Source organism: Streptomyces chiangmaiensis, from assembly GCF_036281785.1.
Classification (GTDB): domain Bacteria; phylum Actinomycetota; class Actinomycetes; order Streptomycetales; family Streptomycetaceae; genus Streptomyces; species Streptomyces chiangmaiensis.
The window spans coordinates 1-26,365 of sequence record NZ_JAYWVC010000118.1; the positions used below are offsets into that span (position 1 = coordinate 1).

General features: G+C 70.3%; 27 protein-coding genes. 17 read left to right on the forward strand and 10 right to left on the reverse strand.

Features of this window, described 5'->3' with window-relative positions; genetic code table 11:
• Positions 1 to 9 precede the first annotated feature (9 nt).
• Positions 10 to 642 carry an AAA family ATPase gene (locus tag VXC91_RS27680; RefSeq protein ID WP_329510083.1) on the forward strand — a complete coding sequence of 211 codons (633 nt, stop codon included), beginning with the start codon at positions 10 to 12 and terminating at the stop codon, positions 640 to 642.
• A gap of 37 nt (positions 643 to 679) precedes the next feature.
• Here VXC91_RS27680 and VXC91_RS27685 read toward each other — a convergent pair whose 3' ends face one another.
• The gene (locus VXC91_RS27685; RefSeq protein ID WP_329510060.1) at positions 680 to 1,786 is read right to left on the reverse strand and encodes a DUF5937 family protein; all 1,107 of its coding nucleotides are present in this window, start codon (positions 1,784 to 1,786) and stop codon (positions 680 to 682) included.
• Positions 1,787 to 1,985: 199 nt separating this feature from the next.
• On the reverse strand, positions 1,986 to 3,143 hold the full coding sequence (locus VXC91_RS27690; protein WP_329510084.1) for a threonine aldolase family protein: 1,158 nt from the start codon (positions 3,141 to 3,143) through the stop codon (positions 1,986 to 1,988).
• Positions 3,144 to 3,442: 299 nt separating this feature from the next.
• Here VXC91_RS27690 and VXC91_RS27695 point away from each other — a divergent pair, with 299 nt between their 5' ends.
• The 10 genes from VXC91_RS27695 to VXC91_RS27740 all read left to right on the forward strand — a co-directional run bounded on the left by VXC91_RS27695 (position 3,443) and on the right by VXC91_RS27740 (position 11,904).
• Entirely contained in the window at positions 3,443 to 4,363 is a 921-nt protein-coding gene (locus VXC91_RS27695) for a Rossmann-like and DUF2520 domain-containing protein (RefSeq protein ID WP_329510061.1), read from the forward strand.
• Complete coding sequence (gene panC, locus VXC91_RS27700) at positions 4,360 to 5,376, forward strand: pantoate--beta-alanine ligase (protein WP_329510062.1); 1,017 nt, start codon at positions 4,360 to 4,362, stop codon at positions 5,374 to 5,376. The genes VXC91_RS27695 and panC overlap by 4 nt, the downstream gene beginning before the upstream one ends.
• Complete coding sequence (locus VXC91_RS27705) at positions 5,373 to 7,127, forward strand: L-aspartate oxidase (protein ID WP_329510063.1); 1,755 nt, start codon at positions 5,373 to 5,375, stop codon at positions 7,125 to 7,127. Before panC ends, VXC91_RS27705 begins: the two co-directional genes overlap by 4 nt.
• Positions 7,128 to 7,132: 5 nt before the next feature.
• Positions 7,133 to 8,110: a carboxylating nicotinate-nucleotide diphosphorylase gene (gene nadC, locus VXC91_RS27710; RefSeq protein ID WP_329510064.1), complete on the forward strand. Its 978-nt coding sequence runs from the start codon at positions 7,133 to 7,135 to the stop codon at positions 8,108 to 8,110.
• A 9-nt stretch (positions 8,111 to 8,119) separates the two neighbouring features.
• Positions 8,120 to 8,917 (forward strand): type III pantothenate kinase, encoded by a 798-nt coding sequence (locus VXC91_RS27715; RefSeq protein WP_329510065.1) that lies wholly within the window; start codon positions 8,120 to 8,122, stop codon positions 8,915 to 8,917.
• A gap of 222 nt (positions 8,918 to 9,139) precedes the next feature.
• On the forward strand, positions 9,140 to 9,793 hold the full coding sequence (locus VXC91_RS27720) for a hypothetical protein (protein ID WP_329510066.1): 654 nt from the start codon (positions 9,140 to 9,142) through the stop codon (positions 9,791 to 9,793).
• 84 nt (positions 9,794 to 9,877) lie between these two features.
• Positions 9,878 to 10,057, forward strand: coding sequence for a hypothetical protein (locus VXC91_RS27725; protein ID WP_329510067.1), 180 nt, complete (start codon positions 9,878 to 9,880; stop codon positions 10,055 to 10,057).
• Positions 10,058 to 10,259: 202 nt separating this feature from the next.
• Positions 10,260 to 10,772 carry a BlaI/MecI/CopY family transcriptional regulator gene (locus VXC91_RS27730; RefSeq protein ID WP_329510085.1) on the forward strand — a complete coding sequence of 171 codons (513 nt, stop codon included), beginning with the start codon at positions 10,260 to 10,262 and terminating at the stop codon, positions 10,770 to 10,772.
• Between the two features lie 9 nt (positions 10,773 to 10,781).
• Positions 10,782 to 11,315 carry an amino-acid N-acetyltransferase gene (locus VXC91_RS27735; RefSeq protein WP_329510068.1) on the forward strand — a complete coding sequence of 178 codons (534 nt, stop codon included), beginning with the start codon at positions 10,782 to 10,784 and terminating at the stop codon, positions 11,313 to 11,315.
• Between the two features lie 250 nt (positions 11,316 to 11,565).
• Positions 11,566 to 11,904, forward strand: a complete 339-nt coding sequence (locus VXC91_RS27740; protein ID WP_329510069.1) for a histone-like nucleoid-structuring protein Lsr2 — start codon at positions 11,566 to 11,568, stop codon at positions 11,902 to 11,904.
• On the opposite strand, the gene VXC91_RS27745 is transcribed toward VXC91_RS27740, so the two are convergent.
• On the reverse strand, positions 11,883 to 12,476 hold the full coding sequence (locus VXC91_RS27745; protein ID WP_329510070.1) for an SCO3374 family protein: 594 nt from the start codon (positions 12,474 to 12,476) through the stop codon (positions 11,883 to 11,885). The genes VXC91_RS27740 and VXC91_RS27745 overlap by 22 nt on opposite strands.
• 430 nt (positions 12,477 to 12,906) lie before the next feature.
• On the opposite strand from VXC91_RS27745, the gene VXC91_RS27750 reads away from it, so the two are divergent.
• Together VXC91_RS27750 and VXC91_RS27755 are read left to right on the forward strand one after the other, a co-directional pair.
• On the forward strand, positions 12,907 to 15,432 hold the full coding sequence (locus VXC91_RS27750) for an ATP-dependent Clp protease ATP-binding subunit (RefSeq protein WP_329510071.1): 2,526 nt from the start codon (positions 12,907 to 12,909) through the stop codon (positions 15,430 to 15,432).
• Between the two features lie 621 nt (positions 15,433 to 16,053).
• Positions 16,054 to 16,776: a M23 family metallopeptidase gene (locus VXC91_RS27755; RefSeq protein WP_329510072.1), complete on the forward strand. Its 723-nt coding sequence runs from the start codon at positions 16,054 to 16,056 to the stop codon at positions 16,774 to 16,776.
• Between the two features lie 7 nt (positions 16,777 to 16,783).
• Here the strand turns inward: VXC91_RS27755 and VXC91_RS27760 are convergent, their stop codons facing one another.
• Positions 16,784 to 17,380 (reverse strand): TetR/AcrR family transcriptional regulator, encoded by a 597-nt coding sequence (locus VXC91_RS27760; protein ID WP_329510073.1) that lies wholly within the window; start codon positions 17,378 to 17,380, stop codon positions 16,784 to 16,786.
• A 172-nt stretch (positions 17,381 to 17,552) separates the two neighbouring features.
• Between VXC91_RS27760 and VXC91_RS27765 the strand changes: the two genes are divergently transcribed.
• The 3 genes from VXC91_RS27765 (at position 17,553) to VXC91_RS27775 (ending at position 20,179) form a co-directional block, all read left to right on the forward strand.
• Positions 17,553 to 19,136 (forward strand): MDR family MFS transporter, encoded by a 1,584-nt coding sequence (locus tag VXC91_RS27765; RefSeq protein WP_329510074.1) that lies wholly within the window; start codon positions 17,553 to 17,555, stop codon positions 19,134 to 19,136.
• A gap of 115 nt (positions 19,137 to 19,251) precedes the next feature.
• Positions 19,252 to 19,674, forward strand: coding sequence for a helix-turn-helix transcriptional regulator (locus VXC91_RS27770; protein WP_329510086.1), 423 nt, complete (start codon positions 19,252 to 19,254; stop codon positions 19,672 to 19,674).
• Positions 19,675 to 19,732: 58 nt separating this feature from the next.
• Positions 19,733 to 20,179: a VOC family protein gene (locus VXC91_RS27775; protein ID WP_329510075.1), complete on the forward strand. Its 447-nt coding sequence runs from the start codon at positions 19,733 to 19,735 to the stop codon at positions 20,177 to 20,179.
• A 48-nt stretch (positions 20,180 to 20,227) separates the two neighbouring features.
• On the opposite strand, the gene cseC is transcribed toward VXC91_RS27775, so the two are convergent.
• The 5 genes from cseC to VXC91_RS27800 all read right to left on the reverse strand — a co-directional run bounded on the left by cseC (position 20,228) and on the right by VXC91_RS27800 (position 24,820).
• Positions 20,228 to 21,568 carry a two-component system sensor histidine kinase CseC gene (gene cseC, locus VXC91_RS27780; protein ID WP_329510076.1) on the reverse strand — a complete coding sequence of 447 codons (1,341 nt, stop codon included), beginning with the start codon at positions 21,566 to 21,568 and terminating at the stop codon, positions 20,228 to 20,230.
• A gap of 8 nt (positions 21,569 to 21,576) precedes the next feature.
• The gene (gene cseB, locus VXC91_RS27785) at positions 21,577 to 22,281 is read right to left on the reverse strand and encodes a two-component system response regulator CseB (protein WP_329510077.1); all 705 of its coding nucleotides are present in this window, start codon (positions 22,279 to 22,281) and stop codon (positions 21,577 to 21,579) included.
• A 9-nt stretch (positions 22,282 to 22,290) separates the two neighbouring features.
• The gene (locus VXC91_RS27790) at positions 22,291 to 22,926 is read right to left on the reverse strand and encodes a hypothetical protein (protein ID WP_329510078.1); all 636 of its coding nucleotides are present in this window, start codon (positions 22,924 to 22,926) and stop codon (positions 22,291 to 22,293) included.
• 11 nt (positions 22,927 to 22,937) lie between these two features.
• Positions 22,938 to 23,477, reverse strand: coding sequence for a SigE family RNA polymerase sigma factor (locus tag VXC91_RS27795; protein WP_329510079.1), 540 nt, complete (start codon positions 23,475 to 23,477; stop codon positions 22,938 to 22,940).
• 392 nt (positions 23,478 to 23,869) lie between these two features.
• Positions 23,870 to 24,820: an HhH-GPD family protein gene (locus tag VXC91_RS27800; protein ID WP_329510080.1), complete on the reverse strand. Its 951-nt coding sequence runs from the start codon at positions 24,818 to 24,820 to the stop codon at positions 23,870 to 23,872.
• A 522-nt stretch (positions 24,821 to 25,342) separates the two neighbouring features.
• On the opposite strand from VXC91_RS27800, the gene VXC91_RS27805 reads away from it, so the two are divergent.
• Positions 25,343 to 26,149 carry a hypothetical protein gene (locus VXC91_RS27805; protein ID WP_329510081.1) on the forward strand — a complete coding sequence of 269 codons (807 nt, stop codon included), beginning with the start codon at positions 25,343 to 25,345 and terminating at the stop codon, positions 26,147 to 26,149.
• A gap of 7 nt (positions 26,150 to 26,156) precedes the next feature.
• Here VXC91_RS27805 and VXC91_RS27810 read toward each other — a convergent pair.
• Positions 26,157 to 26,365 (reverse strand): DUF6204 family protein (locus VXC91_RS27810; protein ID WP_329510082.1); only part of this gene is annotated, 209 nt, incomplete at its 5' end.

Below are 26,365 nucleotides of genomic sequence, written 5' to 3' on the forward strand. Positions count from 1 at the left end.
GGTCGGCGCATGCTCCTGTGGATCAACGGCCCCTTCGGGGGCGGCAAGACACAGACCGCACACGAGATGCGGCGACGGCTGCCCGGCAGCGTCATCTGCGATCCGGAGGACGCCGGCTTCGGGCTGCGCCGTATGCTGCCGCCCGAACTGCGCGGCGACTTCCAGGACCTGGCGTCCTGGCGGCAGGGCGTGGTCGAGGTGCTCGATCTGGCGCTGAACAAGCACGACGGCGTGGTCATCGTCCCCATGACGGTCACGGAGCCGGACTACTTCGGGGAGACGGTCGGCCGTCTGCGCGAACTCGGACACGACATACGGCACTTCACCCTTCTCGCGCAGCGCGAGACCGTGCTGGAAAGGCTGCGGGAGCGCGGCTTCGGGCACCTTCTCCAGTACGTCGCCGGCAAGGGTGCCCCGCTGCGCAGGGAGAGCTGGGCCGTCCAGCAGCTCGACCACTGCCTCGAGCGCCTGCGTGAACCGGAATTCGCCGAGCACCTGTGGACGGACCACTCCACAGTGCCCAAGACGGCGGACCGGATCGCCGTGCTCGCCGGGCTCACGCTCAGGCCCAACAACGAGGGGGCCCTGCGGACCCGGCTGCGGCAGGCGAAGGTCGGGTTCAGCCACATCCGCTTCGACTGAGCGCCTCCGTCGGCCGGCGGCGCTCTCCCGCGCGCGGCTACCGCAGGAGCCCTTCCAGGAAGTCGCTCCCCAGCCGGGCCACCGCGGTCACGTCCAGCTGGTGCAGGACATACCGGCCGCGCCGACGGGTGGTGAGCAGGCCCGCCTTCTTCAGGGCGCTCAGGTGCCGGGATATCTCCGGCGCCGTCATGCCGTGGATCTGGGCCAGCTCGCCCGTGGTGAACGCGCTGCGGGCGAGACTACGGCACATGCGCATCCGCACCGGATGGGACAGCGCCGTCATCCGCAGGGTCAGCTGCTGCACCGACGGCGGAGCGACCGGCTCCGGGTGGCTGACCGGGTAGTGCAGCACCGGCTGCCACCCGTACCGGTGCAGCACCATCAGATGTGGCCGGCCCAGGCTGGTCGGGACGAGCAGCAGGCCGCCCTCCACCGTGGCGCTGCGGCCGTCGCCGAGCTTGTCGACGACGATCCGGGCCCCGGCCTCGTCGAGGGTCACCGCGGACGACACCGACCTCAGCGCCTCGGCCAGGCCCTTGCGCCGCAGCAGGTCCGTCTTGTGACGGGCGTCCGCCGCGAGCTGGTGGCGCAGCCGGGACCAGGTGTCCGCGAAGAACGCCGTGTCGCACTCCCCCAGGAACGCCCGCAGCCAGGCCCGGGTCCGCGGCGGGTCGGCCAGCAGCCGCTCGGTGAACAGCAGTTGCTGCGGTCCACGCGCGGCGGCCAGCTCGAGGGCGCGCCGACGGGCCTCCGCGTCGGTGAGCGCGGCGGGGCCCGGCACGCTGTACGGCAGCGCACACGTGAACTCCAGTGCCGCGTCCACGAACTGCTCGTCGCTGAGCTTGTCCAGCTGGTCCAGGTCCTCGGCGAGCGTGGCACCGGGGAGCGTGCACCGGCCCGGTATGCCCGCGTAGGGCAGGAAGAGGTCCGAGAACGTCGTACGCCACAGGAAGTCGGCCTCGCACATACGGTCGGCGAGATGCGAGTCGAGGCCGGCGGTGACGGTGGTCGCCCAGCCCTGCAGCCCCGGGTGGTGACCGGGCTCGGACAACGCGTGGAGGGCCATCCCGAGCTCGGCCAGGGGCGAGGGCACCACGGCGATCTTCTCCGGCCGCAGCCCGGTGATGTCGATGTCCACGCTCATGACCTCATGGTGCACCGCACCGCCGACATCGCGTCCCTCGCTTGACGGTGCTCGTCAATCGTCGCGACGACGGACCGGTACGGCCGTCAACCCGGTACCACGGGGGCAGCCGCGGAGCCCACGGATCGCTGTTGATGCGACAACGCGGCGAGGTGCCGTGCCAAGCGTCGCGAGCCGGTGAACCTTTCCGGTCTCAGCACTACCAGCACTCGGCCGCCGGCAGCCGCTCCACGAAGTCCGTCACCGCCGCCTTGACGTCGTCCGCCGTCCATGCCAGCCCGTCGGCCCGTACGGAGACCTCGGTGAACGCCAGGCCCGGGCCGCCGCGGTCCCAGGCGGCGGCGAACAGGAGCCTGCCGGTCTCCTCGCCCTGCCGGACGGCGGCCTCCGCGAGGACGTCCGGGTCGTACGGCAGCCAGACCTGGAACTCATGAGTGTGCGGCTCCTCGGGGAACACCCGGGCCCACCGGACCCCGGTCGCCGCGAATCCCTCGCGCAGTGCCGCGGCGACCGCGCGCGCGTGCCGCACGTACTCCGGCAGCCGGGGCAGTTGCCGCTCCAGACCGGCGAGGGCCGACAGCACCGTCGGGAACTGCTGGAAGACGAGGCCGCCGTAGCGGTGCCGCCAGGTCCTGGCCTCCTCGGCGAACGTCCTGGGCCCCGCCACCGCCGCGCCGCCGTACCCGTCGAGGGACTTGTAGAACGACACATAGACGCTGTCCGCGAGCTCCGCGATCTCGTCCAGCGGGCGGCCGAAGTGGAGCTCGGTCTCCCACAGGCGCGCGCCGTCGAAGTGCACCACCGCGTCCCGCTCCCGCGCGGCCCGGACCACGTCGGTCAGCTCCGCGAAGGTCGGCAGCACGAAACCCGCGTCCCTGAGAGGCAGCTCGAGCATCAGAGCGCCGAAGGGCTCCTCGAAGTCGCGCACCTCGTCGACGGTCGGCAGCCGGGGCTCGCTCGTCACGTGCACCGGGCGCAACCCGCTGACCTCGGTGAACGCCTTCCGTTCGTGCACTTCGGGGTGGGCGAGCGCGTGCAGGGCCACGGTGGGGTTCCCGGTGCGCCCCGCCCAGCAGCGCAGGGCCACCTGCTGGGCCATCGTGCCCGTCGGGAAGCAGACGGCGGCCTCCTTGCCGAGCAGCCCGGCGACCTTCGCCTCCAGTGCCTCGACAATCCCGGTGCCGTAGATGTCCGCGGTCTCGTCCAGGTCGTACACGTCCCCCACGCCGTCCAGCAGCGCCAGCCGCTCCCGGAGCGTTCCCAGGGCGCCCGGACGCGCCAGGACGTGCTGTGCGCTTCTGAGAGCGGCGGCCCGGCGCTCGCGCCGCAGGCGCCCCAGTTCGTGGGCCGATGGCATCGGCTGCTCCTCCCGCTCGTCGGGCGCCAGGACCGGCCGCCGCTCGTCCCGCCCGGCCGCCGGCACCCGGCTCCCGTCCGTCGTCTGCGTCATGTTCCCGCCTGCCCTCGTCACTTCGTCCTCACGCCGGGATGATGCCGTGCGACGGCATCGTCGGGCACCCCCGATTTCCTCGCCTCGCACGACGTGCGAAAACCCACAGCCTGTGGACGGCCGACCGACCGGGGACCCGATCGCGTTAACATGACGAGAAATCGTCCGGTACCCAGAGCGGACTGGAACGGGAAGGCCACCGTCGAGTGAGTACATTCCAACAGCCGGACCCCAAGGACCGCCCCGCCCGGCTCAGTGTGGGCGTGGTCGGCGCCGGCCGGGTCGGGCCCGTGCTCGCCGCGTCGCTGCAGCTCGCCGGGCACCGTCCGGTCGCCGTGTCCGGGGTCTCCGACGCCTCCCGCCGACGGGCGGCGCTGATGCTTCCGGACGTGCCGGTCGTCCCGCCCGCCGATGTCCTGGAGCGCGCCGACCTGGTCCTGCTGACGGTGCCGGACGACGCGCTGCCGCGCCTCGTGGAGGGACTCGCCGAGACAGGGGCCGTACGGCCGGGACAGCTGCTCGTGCACACCTCGGGACGATACGGCGCCAAAGTGCTCGACCCCGCCCTGCGCGCCGGAGCGCTGCCGCTCGCCCTCCACCCCGCGATGACCTTCACCGGCACACCGGTGGACGTCCAGCGCCTGGCCGGGTGCTCGTTCGGGGTCACGGCGCCCGTGGAACTGCGGCTGGCCGCCGAGGCGCTCGTGATCGAGATGGGCGGCGAGCCGGAATGGATCGCCGAGGAGCTGCGCCCCCTGTACCACGCGGCCCTGGCTCTCGGCGCCAACCACCTGGTCACGCTGGTCGCCCAGTCCATGGAGTTGCTGCGCGAGGCGGGCGTAGAAGCCCCGGACCGCATGCTCGGTCCGCTGCTCGGTGCCGCCCTCGACAATGCTCTGCGCTCCGGTGACGCGGCCCTGACCGGCCCCGTCGCGCGCGGCGACGCGGGCACGGTCGCCGCGCACGTCGCCGAGCTGCGCAAGCACGCCCCGGGGACCGTCGCGGGCTATCTGGCGATGGCCCGTGCGACCGCCGACCGGGCTCTGGCCCACGGACTGCTCAAGCCGGAGCTGGCCGAGGACCTCCTCGGGGTACTCGCCGACGGGACCGAGGGGAGCGCCCGATGACCACCCTGCTGCGCACCGCCGACGAACTGCACGCGCGTGTGAGGCGCGGCCGCCGTGCCGTCGTGATGACCATGGGCGCCCTCCACGAGGGCCACGCCACGCTGATCCGTGGCGCCCGTCGGATCGCCGGAGGCGAGGGCGAGGTCGTCGTCACCGTCTTCGTCAATCCACTGCAGTTCGGCAAGGGGGAGGATCTCGACCGCTATCCCCGCACTCTGGACGCCGATCTGAAGATCGCAGAGCAGGCCGGCGCGGACGTCGTGTTCGCCCCTGCGGTGGACGAGGTCTATCCCGGTGGCGAGCCCCAGGTGCGGATCTCGGCGGGACCCATGGGGGAGCGGTTCGAAGGGGCCTTCCGGCCCGGCCACTTCGACGGCATGCTCACCGTCGTCGCCAAGCTGCTGCATCTCACCCGTCCCGACGTGGCCCTGTACGGGCAGAAGGACGCCCAGCAGCTCGCCCTGATCCGCCGGATGGTGCGCGACCTGAACTTCGGCGTGGAGATCGTCGGTGTGCCCACCGTGCGCGAGGACGACGGCCTGGCCCTCTCCAGCCGCAACCGCTACCTGTCGCCCGGCGAGCGGTACACCGCGCTCGCCCTCTCCCGCGCCCTGTTCGCCGGCCGGGACCGGCACGCCGCACAGGAGGCGCTGCGCGCGCGTGCCCGCGAAGTGCCCGCCACGCACGCGCGGGCAGAGGCCCTGAGCGCGATAGGCGAGTCGCGTGCCGCCGCCGACGCCCACGCGGTCGCGAAGGCCGCGCCCGGTGGTCCCTCCGCGGTACGCGCCGCCGCCCGGCTCGTCATCGACGAGGGAGCCCACCTGGATCCGCCTCTGGTGCTGGACTACCTGGCCCTGGTCGATCCCTCGGACTTCACCGAGATCTCCGACGATTTCACCGGTGAGGCGGTACTCGCCGTCGCCGCCCGGGTCGGGACGACCCGGTTGATCGACAACCTCCCTCTCTCCTTCGGAGCCCCCGAGCCCATCGACCCCCACGGAGCCGCCTCGTGACCAGCACAGGCATACGACTGCACGCGCCAGAACCGGGCTGGTCCATCGCTGCGGACGTCGTGGTCGTCGGGTCCGGCGTCGCCGGTCTCACCACGGCCCTGCGCTGCGAGGCGGCGGGCCTGAGGACGGTCGTGGTCACCAAGGCCCGTCTGGACGACGGCTCCACCCGCTGGGCACAGGGCGGCATCGCGGCGGCCCTGGGTGAGGGCGACACCCCCGAACAGCACCTGGAGGACACGCTGGTGGCGGGTGCGGGCCTGTGCGACGAGGAGGCGGTGCGCATCCTGGTCACCGAGGGCCCGGACGCCGTACGCCGGCTCATCTCGACCGGCGCCCACTTCGACACCGACGGCGAGGGCGGCATCCAGCTCACCCGTGAGGGCGGCCACCACCGTCGCCGGATCGCACACGCAGGCGGCGACGCGACCGGCGCCGAGATCTCCCGTGCACTGGTCGAGGCGGTACGCGCGTGTGGGCTGCGGACGATCGAGAACGCGCTGGTGCTCGACCTGCTGACGGACGCCGAGGGCCGCACCACGGGCGTGAGCCTGCACGTCATGGGCGAGGGCCAGCACGACGGCGTGGGCGCCGTGCACGCCCCCGCCGTGGTTCTCGCGACCGGAGGGATGGGCCAGGTCTTCTCCGCGACCACCAACCCCTCGGTGTCCACGGGCGACGGCGTGGCGCTCGCCCTGCGTGCCGGTGCCGAGCTCAGCGACCTCGAATTCGTGCAGTTCCATCCGACCGTGCTCTTCCTCGGCCCGGACGCGGAGGGCCAGCAGCCGCTGGTCTCCGAGGCGGTGCGCGGCGAGGGCGCCCACCTCGTGGACGCGGACGGGGTGCGCTTCATGGCCGGGCAGCACGAACTCGCCGAGTTGGCGCCCAGGGACATCGTCGCCAAGGGGATCATGCGCCGTATGCAGGAGCGAGGCGCCGAGCACATGTTCCTCGACGCCCGCCACTTCGGCGCCGACATGTGGGAGAACCGCTTCCCGACGATCCTCGCCGCCTGCCGCGCCCACGGCATCGACCCCGTCACCGAGCCCATCCCGGTCGCCCCGGCCGCCCACTACGCCTCCGGCGGCGTACGCACCGACTCCCGGGGCAGGACGACCGTGCCGGGCCTGTACGCGTGCGGCGAGGTCGCCTGCACAGGCGTCCACGGCGCGAACCGGCTCGCCTCCAACTCCCTCCTGGAGGGTCTCGTCTACGCCGAGCGCATCGCGGCCGACATCGCGCGCGGCCGGACGGAGGACGGCCTGTACGCGCGCGTGCCCGAACCGGTCCCGTACCCGGAGACGCCCGCGCATCCGCTGCTCGCCCCGGAGGACCGCTTCACGATCCAGCGGATCATGACGGACGGAGCCGGAGTGCTCAGGTCCGCGCGCTCGCTCCAGGAGGCCGCCGACCGCATCCAGCGGCTGCACAGCGACGCGCGTGACGCCCTCGAGGAGAACGGCAAGACCTCCGAGCCCGGCGTCGACACCTGGGAGACCACCAACCTCCTGTGCGTCGCCCGGGTCCTGGTCGCCGCCGCCCTGCTGCGTGCGGAGACCCGCGGCTGCCACTGGCGTGAGGACCACGCCGGCCGTGACGACACCGACTGGCGCCGCCACATCGTCGTGACGCTGAATCCGGACCGGACGCTGGCCGTCCGCACCACCGAGACCGCAGACTTCCCCCCGACCCTCCCCCAAGTCCTCGGCCCCGCTCGAGCAGGGGGTACCGCGATGCATTCCCAGGAGCAGTGACAGAAGTGAGCACCCCCGACCTTCCCCTCGTCCCCAGCGGCGGCTGCGGCGACGGCTGTGCCTGCGGCGCGGACGGCGACGAGGAATACCTGGAGTGCGGGCTGGACCCCGCGCTCGCCCAGATCCTGGCCGACGCCGGGCTCGACCCGGTGGAGGTCGAGGACATCGCCAACGTCGCCATCCAGGAGGACCTGGCCCACGGCGTGGACGTGACGACGGTCGCGACGATCCCCGAGGACGCGGTCGCCACGGGCGACTTCACCGCGCGCGAGGCCGGCGTCGCGGCGGGCCTGAGAGTCGCCGAAGCTGTCCTCTCGGTGGTCTGCACGGAGGAGTTCGAGGTCGAGCGCCACGTGGACGACGGAGACCGGGTGGAGGCCGGTCAGAAGCTCCTGACGGTCACCGCCCTCACCCGCGACCTGCTCACCGCCGAGCGCAGCGCACTGAACCTCCTCTGCCGGCTGTCGGGCATCGCGACGGCCACCCGCGCGTGGGCGGACGCCCTGGAGGGCACCAAGACGCGCGTACGGGACACCCGCAAGACGACGCCGGGTCTGCGGGCCCTGGAGAAGTTCGCGGTGCGCTGCGGCGGCGGCGTCAACCACCGCATGTCCCTGTCGGACGCGGCGCTGGTGAAGGACAATCACGTCGTGGCGGCAGGCGGGGTTGCGCAGGCCTTCCGAGCGGTCCGTGAGATGTTCCCGGACGTACCGATCGAGGTCGAGGTCGACACCCTGCACCAGTTGCGCGAGGTCGTGGACGCGGGCGCCGACCTGATCCTTCTGGACAACTTCACGCCGGGCGAGTGCGAGGAGGCGGTGGCCATTGTCGACGGCCGGGCCCTCGTGGAGGCCTCGGGGCGCCTGACGCTGCAGAACGCGAGGGCGTACGCGGACACGGGCGTCGACTTCCTCGCGGTCGGAGCGCTGACCCACTCGTCCCCGATCCTGGACATCGGCCTGGACCTGAGAGCTGCGGAGTAGGTAGGGCCCATGCTGCTGACCATCGACGTAGGCAACACGCATACGGTTCTGGGTCTGTTCGACGGCGAGGACATCGTCGAACACTGGCGCATCTCCACGGACGCGCGCCGCACGGCGGATGAGCTGGCGGTGCTCCTCCAGGGGCTGATGGGCATGCACCCCCTCCTCGGCGACGAGCTGGGCGACGGCATCGACGGCATCGCGATCTGTTCCACGGTCCCGTCCGTGCTGCACGAGCTGCGCGAGGTCACCCGCCGCTACTACGGCGACGTCCCCGCGGTGCTGGTCGAACCCGGCATCAAGACGGGCGTCCCGATCCTGATGGACAACCCGAAGGAGGTCGGTGCCGATCGCATCATCAACGCGGTGGCGGCGGTCGAGCTCTACGGCGGCCCGGCGATCGTCGTGGACTTCGGCACGGCGACGACGTTCGACGCCGTCTCGGCCCGCGGCGAGTACGCGGGAGGCGTGATCGCCCCCGGCATCGAGATCTCCGTGGAGGCCCTCGGCGTCCGCGGTGCCCAGCTCCGCAAGATCGAACTCGCCCGGCCGCGCGCGGTGATCGGCAAGAACACGGTCGAGGCCATGCAGGCGGGCATCGTGTACGGCTTCGCGGGTCAGGTCGACGGCGTGGTGAGCCGGATGGCCCGTGAGCTGGCGGACGATCCGGACGACGTCACGGTCATCGCGACGGGCGGCCTGGCCCCGATGGTCCTGGGCGAGGCCTCGGTGATCGACGAACACGAGCCGTGGCTGACGCTGATCGGCCTGCGGCTGGTGTACGAACGCAACGTGTCACGCATGTAGAGCGCGTCACGCGGGGAGGGACGCCCGCGCCCCTTCAGGGGCGCGGGGTTGTGCCGCGTGCCGCTCCGCCGCATGGGCGATGCAGGCCGCGACGCATCCGCGTCCGCCCCTGCGTGCTCTCGGCGACGGCGAAGGGCCGTACCCGCCCCCACCTGAGGGAACGGGAGAGCGACACGGCACCCCGTTGGGGCGGTTTTGTCCGATTAGCGGTAGCGTCACCGCATGCCCACGCCATACGGATCCCGTGGCGGCCTGGCGTTCGGCGCGGAGGAGCTGTGTGTGCTCCGCCGTGCCCTCGCCCTCGCCCTCCACCCCCGCACCGCTTCCGCCGAGGACGTCCAGGACTGCCTCCGCCTCGCCGAGTCCGTCGACGAGGCGGTGCGGGAGGGTGCCCGCCTGAGGGCCTTCCTGCTGGCGGACCTCGCGCGCTACCGGGCCGCCCTTCCCGGCGCCTCCACCGGCTATCTTGCCCTCCTGGAGGACGCCCTGCGTGCGGGCTACCGACCGGTTCCGGACGACCTCGCCGCCCTGCGCGCGCTGCGCGGCGCGCCCGCTGCCGCCGCGCTCCTCGACCGCTGCAGATCCCTCGCGGAACGCGAGGCGCGCGTCCACCTCATCCCGCTCAGGGTGGCCATCCCGGCCTCCCGTACCCGCCTCACGGCTCTGCCGGGCGGCCGTGCCGGTGGCGAGGACTCGGCCGAGAAACCGGCCCGTAAACCCACGGACAAGCCGGCCGAGCGGCCCGAGAAGCCGGTCCCGCGCCCCGAGCCGCAGACCCCGCGCCCCTCGCGCCCCATTCCGACCCCCGGCGAGGTCTTCCCGCCCAAGCGCAAGCCCGGGCCCCCGCACGCAGAGCAGCAGCTCGCCGTCGGCTAGTGCCGCACCCGTCGTACCTGCTCCGATCCGTCTGACGCCCACCCGACCGGGATACATGGGACAGGACCTGGCTACTCTGGACACATGGACTACGTCTCCGCGCTCGTGCCCCCGGTCGTCATGGCCGTCTTCTTCATCGGGCTCATCAGGGTGATCGTGAAGACCCAGGGCGGTGTCAACAAGGCCAAGGAGGACGCGGCCGTCGACGCGGCCCTCGCGCGCGCCGAGGATGCCCGTCAGGGCACTCCTGACGCCAAGGTCTGACCCGTAACGGACCTCACCCGAGCGGCGCCCGCACCTTGGGCACCCGCCACGCCGTCCGGCGTACGACTCGCTCGCTTTTCGAGTCGTACGCCCTTTTTGTTGCCGTTCGACACTTAGATGCTCGCTCAGCAGGCCAATGGGGACATCTCCCACTATTGTGCTGAACGTGCCTCGGCCATTGGGAGAACTCGAAGACGCGGTCATGACGCGGGTGTGGAAGTGGAACCGCCCGGTGACCGTTCGAGAAGTCCTGGAAGACCTTCAGCAGGAACGGTCCATCGCGTACACCACGGTCATGACCGTTTTGGACAATCTCCATCAGAAGGGCTGGGTCCGCCGTGAGGCGGAAGGCCGTGCCTATCGATATGAAGCGGTCTCCACCCGTGCCGCCTACGCGGCCGCACTGATGAACGACGCCTGGTCGCAGAGCGACAACCCGGCTGCCGCACTCGTGGCCTTCTTCGGCATGATGAGTGACGAACAGCGACTGGCGCTGAGGGACGCGGTACGGATCGTGCAGGGTCCGGAGAGGTCCTGGGAGCCTCCGAGTACCGAAACGGCCGCCGCGGAGGCGGAATCCCCCGAATCCGCCGCACCCCCGGGTCCTTCCGGGGGGAGCGAGGGCGAGAAGCCCGAGGGGGACCCCGAGAAGAACCCCGCGAAGATGCGTGACGAGAACAACCCCGTCGCCCCCGAGGACCCCACCGGGCGATAGCGTCCGGTCATGCCAGCAGAGCGCTCCGAAGTCACCGCAAAAGCCATCGCTGTCCGACGGGCCAGGACGAGCGATGTCCCGGCGGTTCGCCGCCTCCTCGACGCCTACGTCCGGCGCGGCATCCTGCTCGACAAAGCGACGGTGACGCTTTACGAGGACATCCAGGAGTTCTGGGTGGCGGAGCGGGACGACAACGGCGAGGTCGTGGGCTGCGGCGCCCTGCACGTCATGTGGGAAGACCTGGCAGAAGTCCGCACTCTCGCGGTGAACCCCGTCGCCAGGGGTCTCGGTGTCGGTCATCAGTTGCTGGAGAAGTTGCTGCAAACCGCTCGCTGGCTCGGCGTTCGCCGCGTTTTCTGTCTGACCTTCGAAGTGGACTTCTTCGGGAAGCACGGCTTCGTGGAGATCGGCGAGACGCCCGTGGACACCGATGTGTACGCGGAGCTCATGCGTTCCTATGACGAGGGTGTGGCGGAGTTCCTCGGTCTCGAACGAGTGAAACCGAACACCTTGGGCAACAGTCGGATGCTTCTGCATCTGTGATCGCCAAGGGATCGCCGCCGACTATTCAGCCGTGCTTCAGCCTGATGACCTTGCCCGGGTTCCCTATGTCCGAAACGCGCATCTTTCCGTCTTCGGATCGGCGGTCGCCCTCTCCCCTGGGGTTTGTGTTTTTCCAGCAAAAGCGGTTTGCTTTCCGACGTACTGCAGTACTGCATATAACAGGGGACGCGATTCAGGCGGCACATGCCGCGTACCCTCGGCCCTGAAGTTATCGATGAAAGGAAATCCGGTGGCACAGAAGGTTCAGGTCCTTCTTGTCGACGACCTCGACGGTGGCGAGGCGGACGAGACCGTCACGTTCGCGCTGGACGGCAAGACGTACGAGATCGATCTCACGACCACCAACGCGGACAAGCTCCGTGGCCTTCTCGACCCCTATGTGAAGGGTGGTCGTCGTACCGGAGGCCGTGCGTCGGGCGGACGTGGCAAGGCCCGCGCCGCAGCTTCCGGTGGCAGTCAGGACACCGCGCAGATCCGCGCCTGGGCGAAGGAGAACGGCTACGAGGTCAACGACCGCGGCCGTGTGCCGGCGTCCATCCGCGAGGCCTACGAGAAGGCGAACGGCTGAGCGCACGAGCGCCGCAGCCGGACCCGGTGGCACTGCGTCGCCATCGTGTCGACCAGCCGTACGAGATCGGGGGCGCCCCCACCGCCCCGCACGGCCGACAGCATCGGCAGCAGAAGTTCCACCTCGCACCCCGGCTCGGGGGGCCGCAGCCACACAGCGGCCCCCTGTGAATCGTTCCGGCCCAGGGGGAACGGCCGGGATCCCGGGGTGCCGGCCGGACCCGGCGGCAGCGGAGCCTCCATGTGCCCGCCCGCTCCGGTCGCCGTGAGATCCAGGGCCAGCGCCCCCCATTCCAGCCATTCGAGCAGCCCCGGCAGCTCCTCCGCGCTGCCCGCGGCCACCAGCAGCCGCAGCTGGCCTCCGCACAGCGCCACCGGGGAGGCGGGCCCCAGATGCCGCAGCGCGGCCAGCCCGGCCTCCGCGGGAACCTCCAGGACGTCGAAGCGCACCCCGGTCAGCAGCCGCACCGGCTCTCCGGGCACGGTCGCCCAGCCCAGCTCCTCCTCGTACCAGTGACGCACCGCGCTGCTCGGGTCCGGCGGTCTTCGGGGGAGAGGCACCGTGTGGACCATGCCAGGAGCAACAGGGGAAGTCCGTTGAGGGTTACGCTGTGTGTCGAACCCGCTCCGCAGGGTGCCGAAAAAGGGGGCGTGCGGGGGTGTTCGGCGGCGCAAGGATGTTCGCCCGTAGCGGAGGGAACCGGTGTGCGCGGCATGGAGTGTCAGTGCGTACGGGTAAGACATCCCTAGTGGGAGGGGGCGTCTCGCGGGAAAGGCTGTCTCACGTTCGCCAAAGGCGTAGTGGTGAGTGGGGTGACTGCCTGGCCTGCGGGAACATCGTCTCGCACCATCGGGTTGGAGCAGTTGTCGGCGTTCGGGGTCAGGAGGCCAAGGACGGTGTCGGCAGTTGGAATGAGCGGTCCCCGCTTGCGGGACTAAGCTGCGGAAGGACAGCGAGGGGAGCGTCCCCTCACTGCCTGACCGCTCTGAGGAGCGATTAACGATGTTCGAGAGGTTCACCGACCGCGCGCGGCGGGTTGTCGTCCTGGCTCAGGAAGAAGCCCGGATGCTCAACCACAACTACATCGGCACCGAGCACATCCTCCTGGGCCTGATCCACGAGGGTGAGGGTGTCGCCGCTAAGGCCCTGGAGAGCCTCGGGATTTCGCTCGAGGCGGTCCGCCAGCAGGTGGAGGAGATCATCGGCCAGGGCCAGCAGGCGCCCTCGGGCCACATTCCCTTCACCCCCCGTGCCAAGAAGGTCCTGGAGCTGTCGCTCCGCGAGGCTCTTCAGCTGGGTCACAACTACATCGGCACAGAGCACATCCTGCTCGGCCTGATCCGTGAGGGCGAGGGCGTCGCTGCCCAGGTCCTGGTCAAGCTGGGCGCAGACCTCAACCGCGTCCGTCAGCAGGTCATCCAGCTGCTGTCGGGCTACCAGGGCAAGGAGACCGCCACCGCCGGCGGCCCGGCCGAGGGCACGCCCTCGACCTCGCTCGTCCTGGACCAGTTCGGCCGGAATCTCACCCAGGCCGCTCGTGAGTCCAAGCTCGACCCGGTCATCGGGCGCGAGAAGGAGATCGAGCGCGTCATGCAGGTGCTGTCCCGCCGGACCAAGAACAACCCGGTGCTCATCGGCGAGCCCGGCGTCGGCAAGACGGCGGTCGTCGAGGGCCTGGCGCAGGCCATCGTCAAGGGCGAGGTGCCCGAGACCCTCAAGGACAAGCACCTCTACACCCTCGACCTGGGCGCGCTGGTCGCCGGCTCCCGCTACCGCGGTGACTTCGAGGAGCGCCTGAAAAAGGTGCTCAAGGAGATCCGCACCCGCGGCGACATCATCCTGTTCATCGACGAGCTGCACACGCTGGTCGGTGCGGGTGCCGCCGAGGGCGCCATCGACGCGGCTTCCATCCTGAAGCCGATGCTGGCGCGCGGTGAGCTGCAGACCATCGGCGCGACCACGCTCGACGAGTACCGCAAGCACCTGGAGAAGGACGCGGCCCTGGAGCGCCGCTTCCAGCCCATCCAGGTCGCGGAGCCGTCCCTGCCGCACACCATCGAGATCCTCAAGGGCCTGCGCGACCGCTACGAGGCGCACCACCGCGTCTCCATCACGGACGAGGCGCTGGTCCAGGCCGCCACCCTGGCCGACCGGTACATCTCGGACCGCTTCCTGCCGGACAAGGCGATCGACCTGATCGACGAGGCCGGTTCCCGGATGCGCATCCGCCGGATGACCGCGCCGCCGGACCTCCGCGAGTTCGACGAGAAGATCGCGGCCGTCCGCCGGGACAAGGAGTCGGCCATCGACTCCCAGGACTTCGAGAAGGCGGCCTCTCTCCGCGACAAGGAGAAGCAGCTGCTCGCCGCGAAGGCCAAGCGGGAGAAGGAGTGGAAGGCCGGCGACATGGACGTCGTCGCCGAGGTCGACGGCGAGCTGATCGCCGAGGTCCTGGCCACGGCCACGGGCATCCCGGTCTTCAAGCTCACCGAGGAGGAGTCCAGCCGCCTGCTCCGCATGGAGGACGAGCTCCACAAGCGGGTCATCGGCCAGGTGGACGCCGTCAAGGCGCTGTCGAAGGCGATCCGTCGTACGCGTGCGGGTCTGAAGGACCCGAAACGTCCAGGTGGTTCGTTCATCTTCGCGGGCCCGTCCGGTGTCGGTAAGACCGAGCTGTCCAAGGCGCTGGCGGAGTTCCTGTTCGGTGACGAGGACGCGCTGATCTCGCTCGACATGTCGGAGTTCAGCGAGAAGCACACGGTCTCCCGCCTCTTCGGTTCGCCTCCTGGCTACGTGGGCTACGAGGAGGGCGGCCAGCTGACGGAGAAGGTGCGGCGCAAGCCGTTCTCGGTGGTTCTCTTCGACGAGGTCGAGAAGGCCCACCCGGACATCTTCAACTCGCTGCTGCAGATCCTGGAGGACGGTCGTCTGACCGACTCCCAGGGCCGGGTCGTGGACTTCAAGAACACGGTCATCATCATGACGACCAACCTCGGCACCCGGGACATCTCCAAGGGCTTCAACCTGGGCTTCGCCGCCGCCGGCGACACGAAGACCAACTACGAGCGCATGAAGAACAAGGTGCAGGACGAGCTGAAGCAGCACTTCCGGCCCGAGTTCCTCAACCGCGTCGACGACGTGGTCGTCTTCCCGCAGCTGACCCAGAAGGACATCCTGGCGATCGTCGACCTGATGATCGGCAAGGTCGACGAGCGGCTCAAGGACCGGGACATGGGCATCGAGCTCGCCCAGTCCGCCAAGGAGCTGCTGGCGAAGAAGGGCTATGACCCCGTGCTGGGTGCCCGGCCGCTGCGCCGCACCATCCAGCGCGAGATCGAGGACACGCTGTCCGAGAAGATCCTCTTCGGAGAGCTGCGTCCGGGCCACATCGTGGTCGTCGACACGGAGGGCGAGGGCGACGCCAAGACCTTCACCTTCCGCGGTGAGGAGAAGTCGGCACTGCCGGACGTTCCGCCGATCGAACAGGCGGCCGGTGGCGCGGGCCCGAATCTGAGCAAGGAGGCGTAACCCTCCAGGGGTTTCGCCGCAGGGGCTGCCCCGGGACTTCGGTCCCGGGGCGGCCCCTTTTTTCGCTGTGTGCACGGGGCGGTGCCGGTGGTCCCGACAGCAGGTGAGCCGGGCAGGAACCCCGCATATGTGCCCCGGTGCGGCGGCGGGCCAGGGGCGTGGCAAGACGCCACCGCGCGCATGCCGGCGCCCGTGGCCTCCGCCGTCTTAGGCGGCGGGACGAGCGTGGCGGTAGGGGATTCCACCCGGCTGTGCGGAAAGGGGGATCGGATTCCGTCGGGTGTTTCCGCGGCCGTCGGGTTGTCCCGTTTCCCGTAGCCGATTCATGACGGAGGGTCCGCCCGCCGGGCGGCTCCGGTGACATGCCGCACAGGGCGGTTGGACGGTACTAGGCGCGATAGTCGGGCGCTTATTCGGACAAAAGGGACTTTTATCGCGTGCCCTCGGGGGTGGATTACGGAAATCTCCCCAGTCAGGGGATTGTCCGATATCGCCCATACCTGTCAAGTTTGTGGGCACTTTGCCATTGAGTACGAGCTATCGTCGTAGATCACGCATTTTGGGGTTGATCGGTGCTGCGGTTACCAAGAGATGGTCAAGTCCCCGACCTCTGAGGTTCCGATGGTGAAGCGCAGCGTGACCCTTTCGACCCGTACGTTCCGGCTCCGCACCCGAGTCGCCGCTCTGGCCGCCGGTGTGGGGGCCTCGGCCGTGCTGGGAGTCGGGGTCGCGGTCGCGGCCGGTACCACCGAGGGCAAGGCCGCCACCGAAGCCGTAGCGGCGAAGGTCCCTGCCGATGCCGCCGCGAAGAAGGCTACTGTCCGTCCTGTCGAGGCGAAGGCTCCTGTCCGTCCTGTCGAGGTGAAGGCTCCCGCCCGCCCTGCCGAGGCGAAGGCGCCCGCCCGTACCGCCCCGAGCAGGCCGGCCGCCTGGGTCGGTCCGGTCAAGCACTACACGCTCTCCGCCCGCTTCAACCAGGCCGGCGGCATGTGGCGGTCCACCCACAGCGGCCAGGACTTCGCCGTGCCGAGCGGGACGGGCGTCCTCGCCGCGTGCGGCGGTACGGTCGTCAAGGCCGGCCCGAACGGCGCCGGTGACGGGCCCGCGTACGGCAACGCCATCGTCATCAGGCACCCGAACGGCATGCACACCCAGTACGCCCACCTCGCGCGGATCGACGTCAGGGTGGGTGAGACCGTCGCCCGTGGCCAGCACATCGGACTCTCCGGCAACACCGGCAATTCCAGCGGGCCCCACCTGCACTTCGAGATCCGTACGACCCCGAACTACGGCTCCGCCGTCGACCCCCTCGCCTATCTGCGGTCCAAGGGTGTCGGCCTCTGACGAGCCCTTACGACGGCGCGCCCGAGTGCGCCTGCGTCACCAGGTCGATGGCGACCTCGAGGACCGCCTTGCGCTTGTCCGAGGGGTCGCCCTCCATCTCCTGGAGGACGAACATCCCCGCATGCATCGTGAACAGCGCACTGATGCAGCGGACCTGGTCGGTCAGTGACGCGTCCGGGTCCCTGATGATGTCGCGCATCTGCAGCATGCGGTCCTTGAACTGGGTGCCGATGCTCAGTTCCCGGACGGTGGCCTGGTTCTCCTGCATGAAGCGGAAGAGGGGGGTCGCCCCGGCGAGCGCCTCGCTGTAGCGGCGCAGCACCTCCTGCTTGGTCTCCAGGGTGTGCGGCTGCGCCTTCCCCCACTCGATCAGCTCGTCCATCGGCCGGGAGAGGTCCTCGAAGATGCTGACCAGGATCTCTTCCTTGGTCTTGAAGTGGTAATAGAGTGCGGCCTTGGTCACGTCCAGGCGCTCGGCGATCTCGCGCAGCGAGGTCTTCTCGTAACCCTGCTCGGCGAAGAGTTCGAGCGCCACGTCCTGGATGCGCTGGCGGGTGTCTCCGCGCCGCTGCCGCTTGGTGCCGTCCATGGTGGTGCCGCCCATCCCTCGTACTCCTCGCACTCCCGGAAAACCCTGATGCGCCGTCGGCAGGCAGGCCCACCGAAACTTACTTGACGCCCGGCTAGTTACGGGACTACCTTCCTCTCAGTGTAGTGAACTAGCCGGGCGACAAGTAAGTGGCCGACGGCACGCAGTACTCAGGGGAGTGGGGCAGATGGCGGACAGCGCGGTACCGGCGGGAGCCGAGAAACAGCCACGGAGCGTGCGGGTCGTCCTGCTCGCGCTCATGATCGCGATGCTGCTCGCGATGCTCGACAACATGATCGTGGGCACCGCGATGCCGACGATCGTGGGCGAGCTCGGCGGTCTGCAGCACCTGGCGTGGGTGGTGACCGCATACACGCTCGCGACCGCCGCCTCCACGCCGCTGTGGGGCAAGCTCGGCGACATGTACGGGCGCAAGGGCTCCTTCATGACGTCGATCGTGATCTTCCTGATCGGATCGGCGCTCAGCGGCATGGCCCAGAACATGGGCGAGCTCATCGGCTTCCGGGCCGTGCAGGGCCTCGGCGCCGGTGGCCTCTTCGTCGGCGTCATGGCCATCATCGGCGATCTGATTCCGCCGCGGGAGCGCGGCAAGTACCAGGGCATGATGGCCGGCATCATGGCGCTGGCCATGATCGGCGGACCCCTGGTCGGCGGCACCATCACCGACCACTGGGGCTGGCGCTGGGCCTTCTACATCAACCTGCCGCTCGGCGTGGTGGCTCTGCTCGCCATCAGCGCCGTACTGCACCTTCCCAAGAAGCGCACCAAGGCCCGCATCGACTACCTCGGCGCCGGGCTGCTGACCGTCGGCATCACCGCCATCGTGCTGGTCACCACCTGGGGCGGCACCGAGTACGCCTGGACATCCGCGCGGATCATGGAGCTGGCCGGGATCGGCGTCGCCACGCTCATCGGATTCGTGTTCTGGCAGATGAAGGCCGCCGAGCCGGTCGTGCCGCTGCACATCTTCCGCAGCCGCAACTTCTCGCTGATGTCCGCGATCGGTTTCATCACCGGATTCGTGATGTTCGGTGCGGTGCTCTTCCTCCCGCTCTACCAGCAGGCGGTCCAGGGGGCGTCCGCGACCAACTCCGGTCTGCTGCTCCTGCCCATGCTGGGCGCGATGCTCGTCGTGTCGATGGTCGCGGGGCGGGTCACCACCAACAGCGGCCGGTACAAGGTCTTCCCGGTGGCCGGCAGCGTGCTGATGATCGCGGGCCTGTTCCTGCTCGCGCAGATGGACACGGGGACGAGCCGGCTCACCTCGGGTGTGTACATGGCCGTCCTGGGCGCCGGCATGGGCTGCCTGATGCAGATCACCATGCTGGTGGCGCAGAACAGCGTCGAGATGCCGGACATGGGCGTGGCCTCGTCGACCACGACGCTCGCCCGGACCCTCGGCTCCTCCTTCGGCGTCGCGATCATGGGCGCACTGTTCAACAACCGGGTGCAGCACGTGATGGCCGAGCGGGCGGGCGCTCTGGGGTCGAAGGTCACCGAACAGTCCGCGCAACTGGATGCGAAGAGCCTGGAGAAGCTGCCGGCGGCGGCTCGCGAGGCCTACCAGCACGCCGTGTCGGCAGGCACGCACTCTGCCTTCCTGCTGGGCTCGGTGGTGGCCGTGGCGGCTTTGTTGGCCGCGGTGTTCGTGAAGGAGGTCCCACTGCGTGGCGCGGGACAGAGCAAGCCGACCGGGGCCGCGGCCGGGGACGCCGCGGACGCGCAGCCGACGGTTGCAGAGGCCGTCTGAGACGCGCGGACCCCGGTCCCGAAGGCCCCCGGCGTTGTCCGCCCCGGGGGCCTTCGCCCGTCCAGGGCGCGAAATGCTGTCGGTGCTCCGTGGCAGCATCGAACCCGTGGACAAGATGCGGCAGCTGCGGCTCGCCAAGGACGCGATGGACCGGGACTGGGCCGACCCGGACCTGGATCTCGACGCCGTCGCCGCGCACGCCGGGTACTCGCGGTATCACTTCATCCGGGCCTTCAAGGCGGCGTACGGCGAGACTCCCGGCCAGTATCTGACCCACCGGCGGATCGAGCGGGCCGAGGATCTTCTGCGCACCGCGAATCTGACCGTGACCGAGATCTGCCATCTGGTGGGATTCAGCAGCGTCGGCACGTTCTCCGCCCGGTTCAAGGCCTGGACCGGCCTCACCCCCAGCGAGTACCGCGCCAAGCACGTCGGCCGCGGGGCCGCGCTCATACCGGGCTGCTACGCGATGCTCTGGGCCGGAGGATTCCGTCCCGGGTCCGGCGCCCGGGACCGCAATTCCGAAGAAGCGCCCTGACGCCCCTGGTGCCTACCGTGGGGGCGCAGAAGAAACCCCCCGCCTCCGGGAGAACGACATGATCAAAGGCCTCGCCATCACGACCGTCTGGGTCCTCGACCAGGACCGGGCCAAGGAGTTCTACACGCAGAAGCTCGGCCTCGAGGTCCGTACGGACATGACCATGGGGGAGGGCGGCATGCGCTGGATCACCGTCGGCGCCCCCGACCAGCCCGACGTCGAGCTGACGCTCATGGTGCCCGGTCCGCCCGCGATGGACCCCGAGTCCGCCGAGATGATGAAGAAGCTCGTGGCCAAGGGGGCGCTCGGTGCGGGGGTGCTGGCCACCGACGACATCCACGGGGACTACAAGAAGCTCAAGGACCGCGGTGTGGAGTTCCTCCAGGAGCCGCAGGAGCGCCCGTACGGCATCGAGGCGCTCTTCCGCGACGACTCCGGCAACTGGTTCTCCTTCACCCAGCGCCGGGAGGGTGGCCTGGACCTGGACAAGGACTGGGCCTGCTAATGCCACATGACTAGACCACCGGGAGGTCCTCGGCGAGCCCGTGCGCGGTCAGCTCCCGGACAGCGGCAGTATCGGGAAGCTCCCGGTGTTCGTCGGCGCGTGCTCCGGCAGCCACAGCACGGCGACCGCGCCCTCGGACGCCATGTGCTCCGGGGTCCCGGCGGGGCGGATGTTGCGGAAGGTCAGGCGTGCGCCCAGCACTCGCGCCTGACCCGCCGCAATCGTCAGGCCCAGGCCGTGCCCGGTGCCCGAGCGGTCCGAGCGCCCGGTGCGGAAGCGCTGCGGACCGTCCGACAGCAACTCCTCCGGGAAGCCTGTGCCGTGGTCCCGTACCCGGATCACCCGGCCCTCGACCGACACCTCGATCGGCGGCTTGCCGTGCCGTGCCGCGTTGGCCAGCAGGTTGAACAGCACACGTTCCAGACGGCGCGGGTCGGTGGTGACCTCCGACTCGTGGATCACCCGGACCTCGGTGTCCGGGTCCTTCGCCGCCACCCGCCGGGTGACGAACTCGCCGAGCATGATGTCCTGCAGCTCGGCCCGCTCGGAGGCTCCGTCAAGACGGGCCACCTCCAGGACGTCCTCCACCAGCGTGCGCATGGCCTGCGCGCTGTCCAACACCAGTTCGGTGGGGCGGCCCGGCGGGAGGAGCTCCGCCGCGGTGAGCAGGCCCGTGACGGGGGTGCGCAGCTCGTGCGCGATGTCCGCCGTCACCCGGCGCTCCGCCTCCAGGCGCTGCTGCAGCGCGTCCGCCATCGCGTCCACCGCGCGCGCCAGATCGTCGGTCTCATCGCGCACGACCCCACCGATCGCGTCGCGGACGCGTACATCGGTCTCACCCGCGGCGACCCGGTTCGCGGCGGCAGCCGCCTTGCGCAGCCGGCCCGACAGCTGGCCGCCGATGAGCACGCCGAGCGCCGAACCACCGAGGACGACCGCGATCGAACCGATGATCAGCGCCTGGTCGAGGTCCTTCATCACGTCGGCGCTGCGGTCGGTGAAGCGAGTGTGCAGGGACAGCACCCGCCCGTCCTTGAGCGGTACCGCGGCCCATATGTCCGGCACACCGTGGGCGCCCTCGGACACATAGGTGGCGCGCCGGCCCTCCGCCACCTTCTCCAGCAGATCTCGCGGGATGGTCGGGTCGTCGACCTTGACCCCGAAGGACTGGGTGCGCCCGGATTCGTACATCCGCTGGGCCACCTGGATGCGTTCGTCGGCGAGATCGCGCGAGTTGTCGAGCATCGACACGTGCGCCGCATTGTGCACCACCAGGCTCAGCGCCATCGCGACCAGCGCGCCGACCAGGGCGATCGCCGCACTGAGCTTCCATCGCAGACCGGTCCGTATGGCGTCGCCCGGGACCAGGCGTCGGAGAAACCCGCGCATACCTCTGCTCAGGCCTTCAACTTGTAGCCGAAGCCGCGGACCGTCTCGATCCGGTCCTGGCCGATCTTCGTGCGCAGCCGCTGCACATGGACGTCGACGACGCGGGTGTCACCGCCCCAGCCGTAGTCCCACACGCGTTCCAGCAGCTTGTCGCGTGACAGCACGGTGCCGGGCGCCGACGAGAACTCCAGCAGCAACCGCATCTCGGTCGGCGTCAGCGCCACCGTCTGCCCCGAGCGCCGTACCTCCATGCCCTCGGTGTCGATCTCCAGCTCGCCGAAGGTGAGTACTCCGCAGTCCTGTGCCGAGGCGTTCTCGGACCCGCGGTCGGTGCCGCTCGCGTGCCCGAAGCGGCGCAGCACCGCGCGGATGCGCGCGACCAGCACGGCACCGTCGAACGGCTTGGTCACATAGTCGTCGGCGCCGGCCTCCAGCCCGAGTACGACGTCGATCGAGTCGGCGCGGGCGGACACCATGATCACCGGTACGGTCGACTCGTCGCGGATCCGGCGGCACAGGCTGACGCCGTCCAGGCCGGGGACCATCACGTCCAGCAGGGCGATGTCGGGGCGGCGGGCGCGGAACGCCGCCAGGCCGGACAGTCCGTCGGGCATGGCGGTGACCGCGAAGCCGTCCCGCTCCAGGGCGAGTTGTGTGGCCTCGCGGATGACGTCGTCGTCCTCGACGAACAGGACGTGGGTCTGCTCTGCCATCCGCTGCTCTCAGTTCCCGGCGGGGGCGGGCGTGCCGCCGTTGCCCACCGCGTTGCTGTACACGTTGCGCGTGCTGGTCACGAAGGCGAAGTGGCTGCCCCTCCAGTTGTAGGTGATCACATCCTCACTGGAGGGATACGACAGCGGGTCGCTCTTCTCGTAGATCTGCTGGGTCACCACCAGGTCACCACGGTCTATCTCGGCGTAGACCGGCGGCTCCTCGGCCTTGAACACATTCTGGTACCTGTGGTTCTCCATGCGGTACACGTACGAGCCCACGCCGACGGCGTCGCCGCAGGTCATCACATTGACCACGATGTCGTTGGCGACGCCGCCGGTCAGGTCGCCGTAGGACACGTCGACCGGGTACTCGTCGGCCACGCACGGCTTCAGATCCTGCTTGACCGCCTTCGCGACCTCGGGGTCGTCCTTGACCATCCGGACCACGTCCAGCCGCGTGGGCTCATTGGCAGCCGAGGAGCGGGACGGGGAGGGGGCGGCGCTCGGGACCACCGCGTCGCTGCCCGCCGGACCCTCGTCTCGCGCGCCCGTGCCGCCGGTGGCGCAGGCGGAGACGAAAAGCCCGATGGCGGCGATCACGGCCATCGCCGCGATCGCCGCCTTGAGGGCTCCTCTGGGCTCCATGGCCCACGTGCCTAGGCCGCGCAACGCTCCCGCTCCTCACGCTCCAGCGCGCGTGCGTCCAGGTCGCGGGCCTCCAGCTCCTCCCGGAGCCGGGCAAGTGCCCGGTGCAGCGTGCTCTTGACCGTACCGGCCGACATGCCGAGGGCGGCGGCCGTCTCCTCCGTGGACATCTGCTCCCAGTGTCGCAGCACGACGACACTGCGCTGCTTCGGAGCAAGCACCTTCAGGACGTCCATCAGCATCGCCCGGTCCGCGTGCTGCTCGGTGGTGTCGTCGACGGACGCGTCCGGAAGCTGCTCGGTGGGGACCTCCTCGAGCCGGCGGGCCCGCCACCACTCGGTGCGCGTGTTGATCATCACGCGGCGCAGATAGGCATCCGCCAGACGCTTGTCGGCGATACCGTCCCAGCGGCCGTAGGTGCGCACAAGCGCCGTCTGCAGCAGGTCCTGGGCGTCGGTCGGGTCGGGAACCAGCCGACGGGCGCTGCGCAACAGCGCGTCCTGCCGGGTGCGTACGTACTCCTCGAACTCGAGCACCTCACCCTGCGCCATTCCAACCGCCTCCGTTCCCCGTGTCCGAGCTGACCTTCGGCTGCGTCCCACAGCCAGGTGCCGGTTCTGCAACGTCCGTGTCGCATGTGCACCGCTCCTTGGGTGGCACGCATATGAAGCTACGGATGAGTTGTCACGGCGTTGTGCGAGGCAGCCTGCGGAGAGCCCTCGGCTGTCCGTCGGTTGTGTAACGGAAGGAGGAACTGGGTGCGGCCAGGGGGAAGTTGGGGAATGTATGTGGTGATTTGTCCGGTCGATGGGTGTGAGGCTCGGTGAGGTGGCGAGACGGACGCCGTGACGTGGTGTGCCGGCGGCTGTGAAGTGAGCGAGTGCCGGATGCCAGCGGACCGTCCGGGCGCGGCGGGTGGTGCGCGCGCCCGGACGGTACGGCGTCAGGTGAGCGGAAGGCGGTAGAGGCCGCCGGGCAGGGGCTCCACCAGCCCGTCGGAGACCAGGGCGTCCAGTGCGCGGGCGCGCTGCACCGGCTCGTCCCAGACCCGGTCGAGGACAGACTGGGGGACCGGGGTGACGGCCTCCCGCAGCACGGCCAGGAGCCGCCCGCGCACCTGGCGGTCCGTCCCCGCGTACGCCTGGCCGCGGCGTGGCGGGCCGTCGTGCTCCGGCTTCCCGGCCAGTTGCCATGCACACTGCGCGGTGATCGGGCAGCGGTGACAGGCCTCGTTCTTGGCGGTGCAGATCAGCGCGCCCAGTTCCATGGAGGCGGCGCCCCAGCGGGCCGCCGTGCGCTCGTCCTCGGGCAGCAGCTCACGGGCGAGCCTGCGCTCGGCGGCGGTGGTGGCGTTGGGCGGGTACTGAACGCCGGAGATCGCGCGGGCGAGGACCCGGCGCACATTGGTGTCCAGGACCGGATGCCGCTGGCCGTACGCGAAGGAGGCCACGGCCGCAGCCGTGTACTCGCCGATGCCGGGCAGGGACAGTAGATGGGCATGATCGGTCGGTACGTCGCCGCCGTGCCGTTCCGTTATGGCCACGGCGGCGCCGTGCAGGCGCAGGGCGCGGCGCGGATAGCCCAGGCGGCCCCAGGCGCGGACGGCCTCGCCCGGGGGCTCCTTGGCCAGGTCGGCCGGGCGCGGCCAGCGGATGAGCCACTGTTCGTACACGGGCAGAACGCGATTGACCGGCGTCTGCTGCAGCATGAACTCACTGACCATCACGCCCCACGGGCCGGCCTCGGGGCGTCGCCAGGGGAGATCGCGGGCATGCTCGTCGAACCAGGCGATGACTGGGCCGTGCAGTTCCCCACCGGGGGCTCGGCCGGTGGGGGCGTCGGAGGTGTCGTCGGTCTGGGCGGGGGCGGGAGTGGGGGTGGTGGGTGCAGTCATGACGCTGTCGATCCTGCCACGGGAGGGGTGGCGGGGTGGGGGACCGGACCGGGTCGGAGTGGTTGTGTCGGTGGACGCGCCTGTGGCGGCGGGGCGGGGCGCGGCTTGATCCCGTGGGCACGCGTGTTCGGTGGTGACTCGGCTGCCGCGGCCGGCCGCGGGCGAGGGGCCGGTCCGCAGGGTGCGTCGTCCGTCCGGCGTGAGGCCGGTGCGGTGGAGCGGGTGGCGGTGGAGACCTGCCGGCCGGTGCGGGTGCCGCGCCCCGCCCGGTCCCCCTGTTTCCGCGCGCCGCCGCGGCGCACAAGACGTGTCGTCCCACGCTCCCGGTCGTCGTGTGCGGGCTCCGAGTGCGGCGGCTTCGCACCGGGCGTGTCCGCCGCCGCTCTCCGCACGGGTGGATACCGGGCCCGGCGGTGCCCTCCGTCCCCGCGCGCGGGGCTCCGACGCAATGATCATGGGAAAGTTGGGATTATGGGGCGGGTGGCGCAAGGCCCGCGACCGATCTCTCGTACAGTTTGCGCCGTGGGATCTCTGCGCAATCCGGTCGGGCCGCTTCCCTCCTCCATCTACTGGCGACGGAGGGCCGTACTGCTGTCCGTGGCGGCCCTGTTGGCGTTGCTCGTCGCCTGGGCGGTCACCTCCTTCGGCGGTGGCGGGGGCAAGAACGGAGCGGACGGTTCCAACGGCAAGCACCCCACGTCCTCGATCACTCCCGGGCCCTCGGGTACCGGGCCCGCGATCAGCCAACACCCGGGCGGACGGGACGAGTCGAGCGGCGGGGACGGTTCGGGGTCGTCGTCCGGGGGCTCGGGGTCCGAGGACTCCGGTGGCACGGGCAGCGGGTCCGGCGGGTCCGACGAAGGCGCGGACGGCAGCGGCGGCGGTGGCACGGGCGGTCAATTGCCTGCCGGTTCGGGGTCTTCGCTGCCCGACTGCACCTCCGGCGCCGTGAAGTTGACGCTGAGGAGCACTCACAACGCCTACGCCCCCGGTGAGACCCCCACGTTCGAGCTGCTCGTGAAGAATTCGTCCGGCAGCGACTGCAAGGTCGATCTCGGGCCCAAGAGCGCGGTGTTGGCGATCACCCAGACCGGCAGCGACGACGACATCTGGTCCTCGGCCGACTGCCCGAGCGGCTCGGGCAGCGTGCTGTTCCGTGTGCCCGCGAACAACCAGGTCACGTACACGGTGAAGTGGGACCGCAAGTCCAGCGCCCCGAACTGTGCGACGCCACCGGCCGGTTCGGCGTCCGCGGGCACCTACCTCGTGGCGGCTCAGGCCCCCGGATTCCCGAAGGCCCAGACCTCGTTCGTACTGTCGAAGGACTGAGCGCCGGTCACGAGGACGACTGCCCCGTCGCCCGGCGCCGACGTTTACCGAGCGGTGCCCGGGAGAGGTCCTCGGCCTTGGCACGGAGGTTCTTGTAGCCGTAGCCGCGTGCGTCGAGCCAGGCCCTGGCGGACTCTTCGGCGCGTTCCGTCGCGGTCAGGATGTCCTCTTCGGCCTCGCCGGAGTCCAGGAACCGGAAGGTGAAGGCGGGGTGGG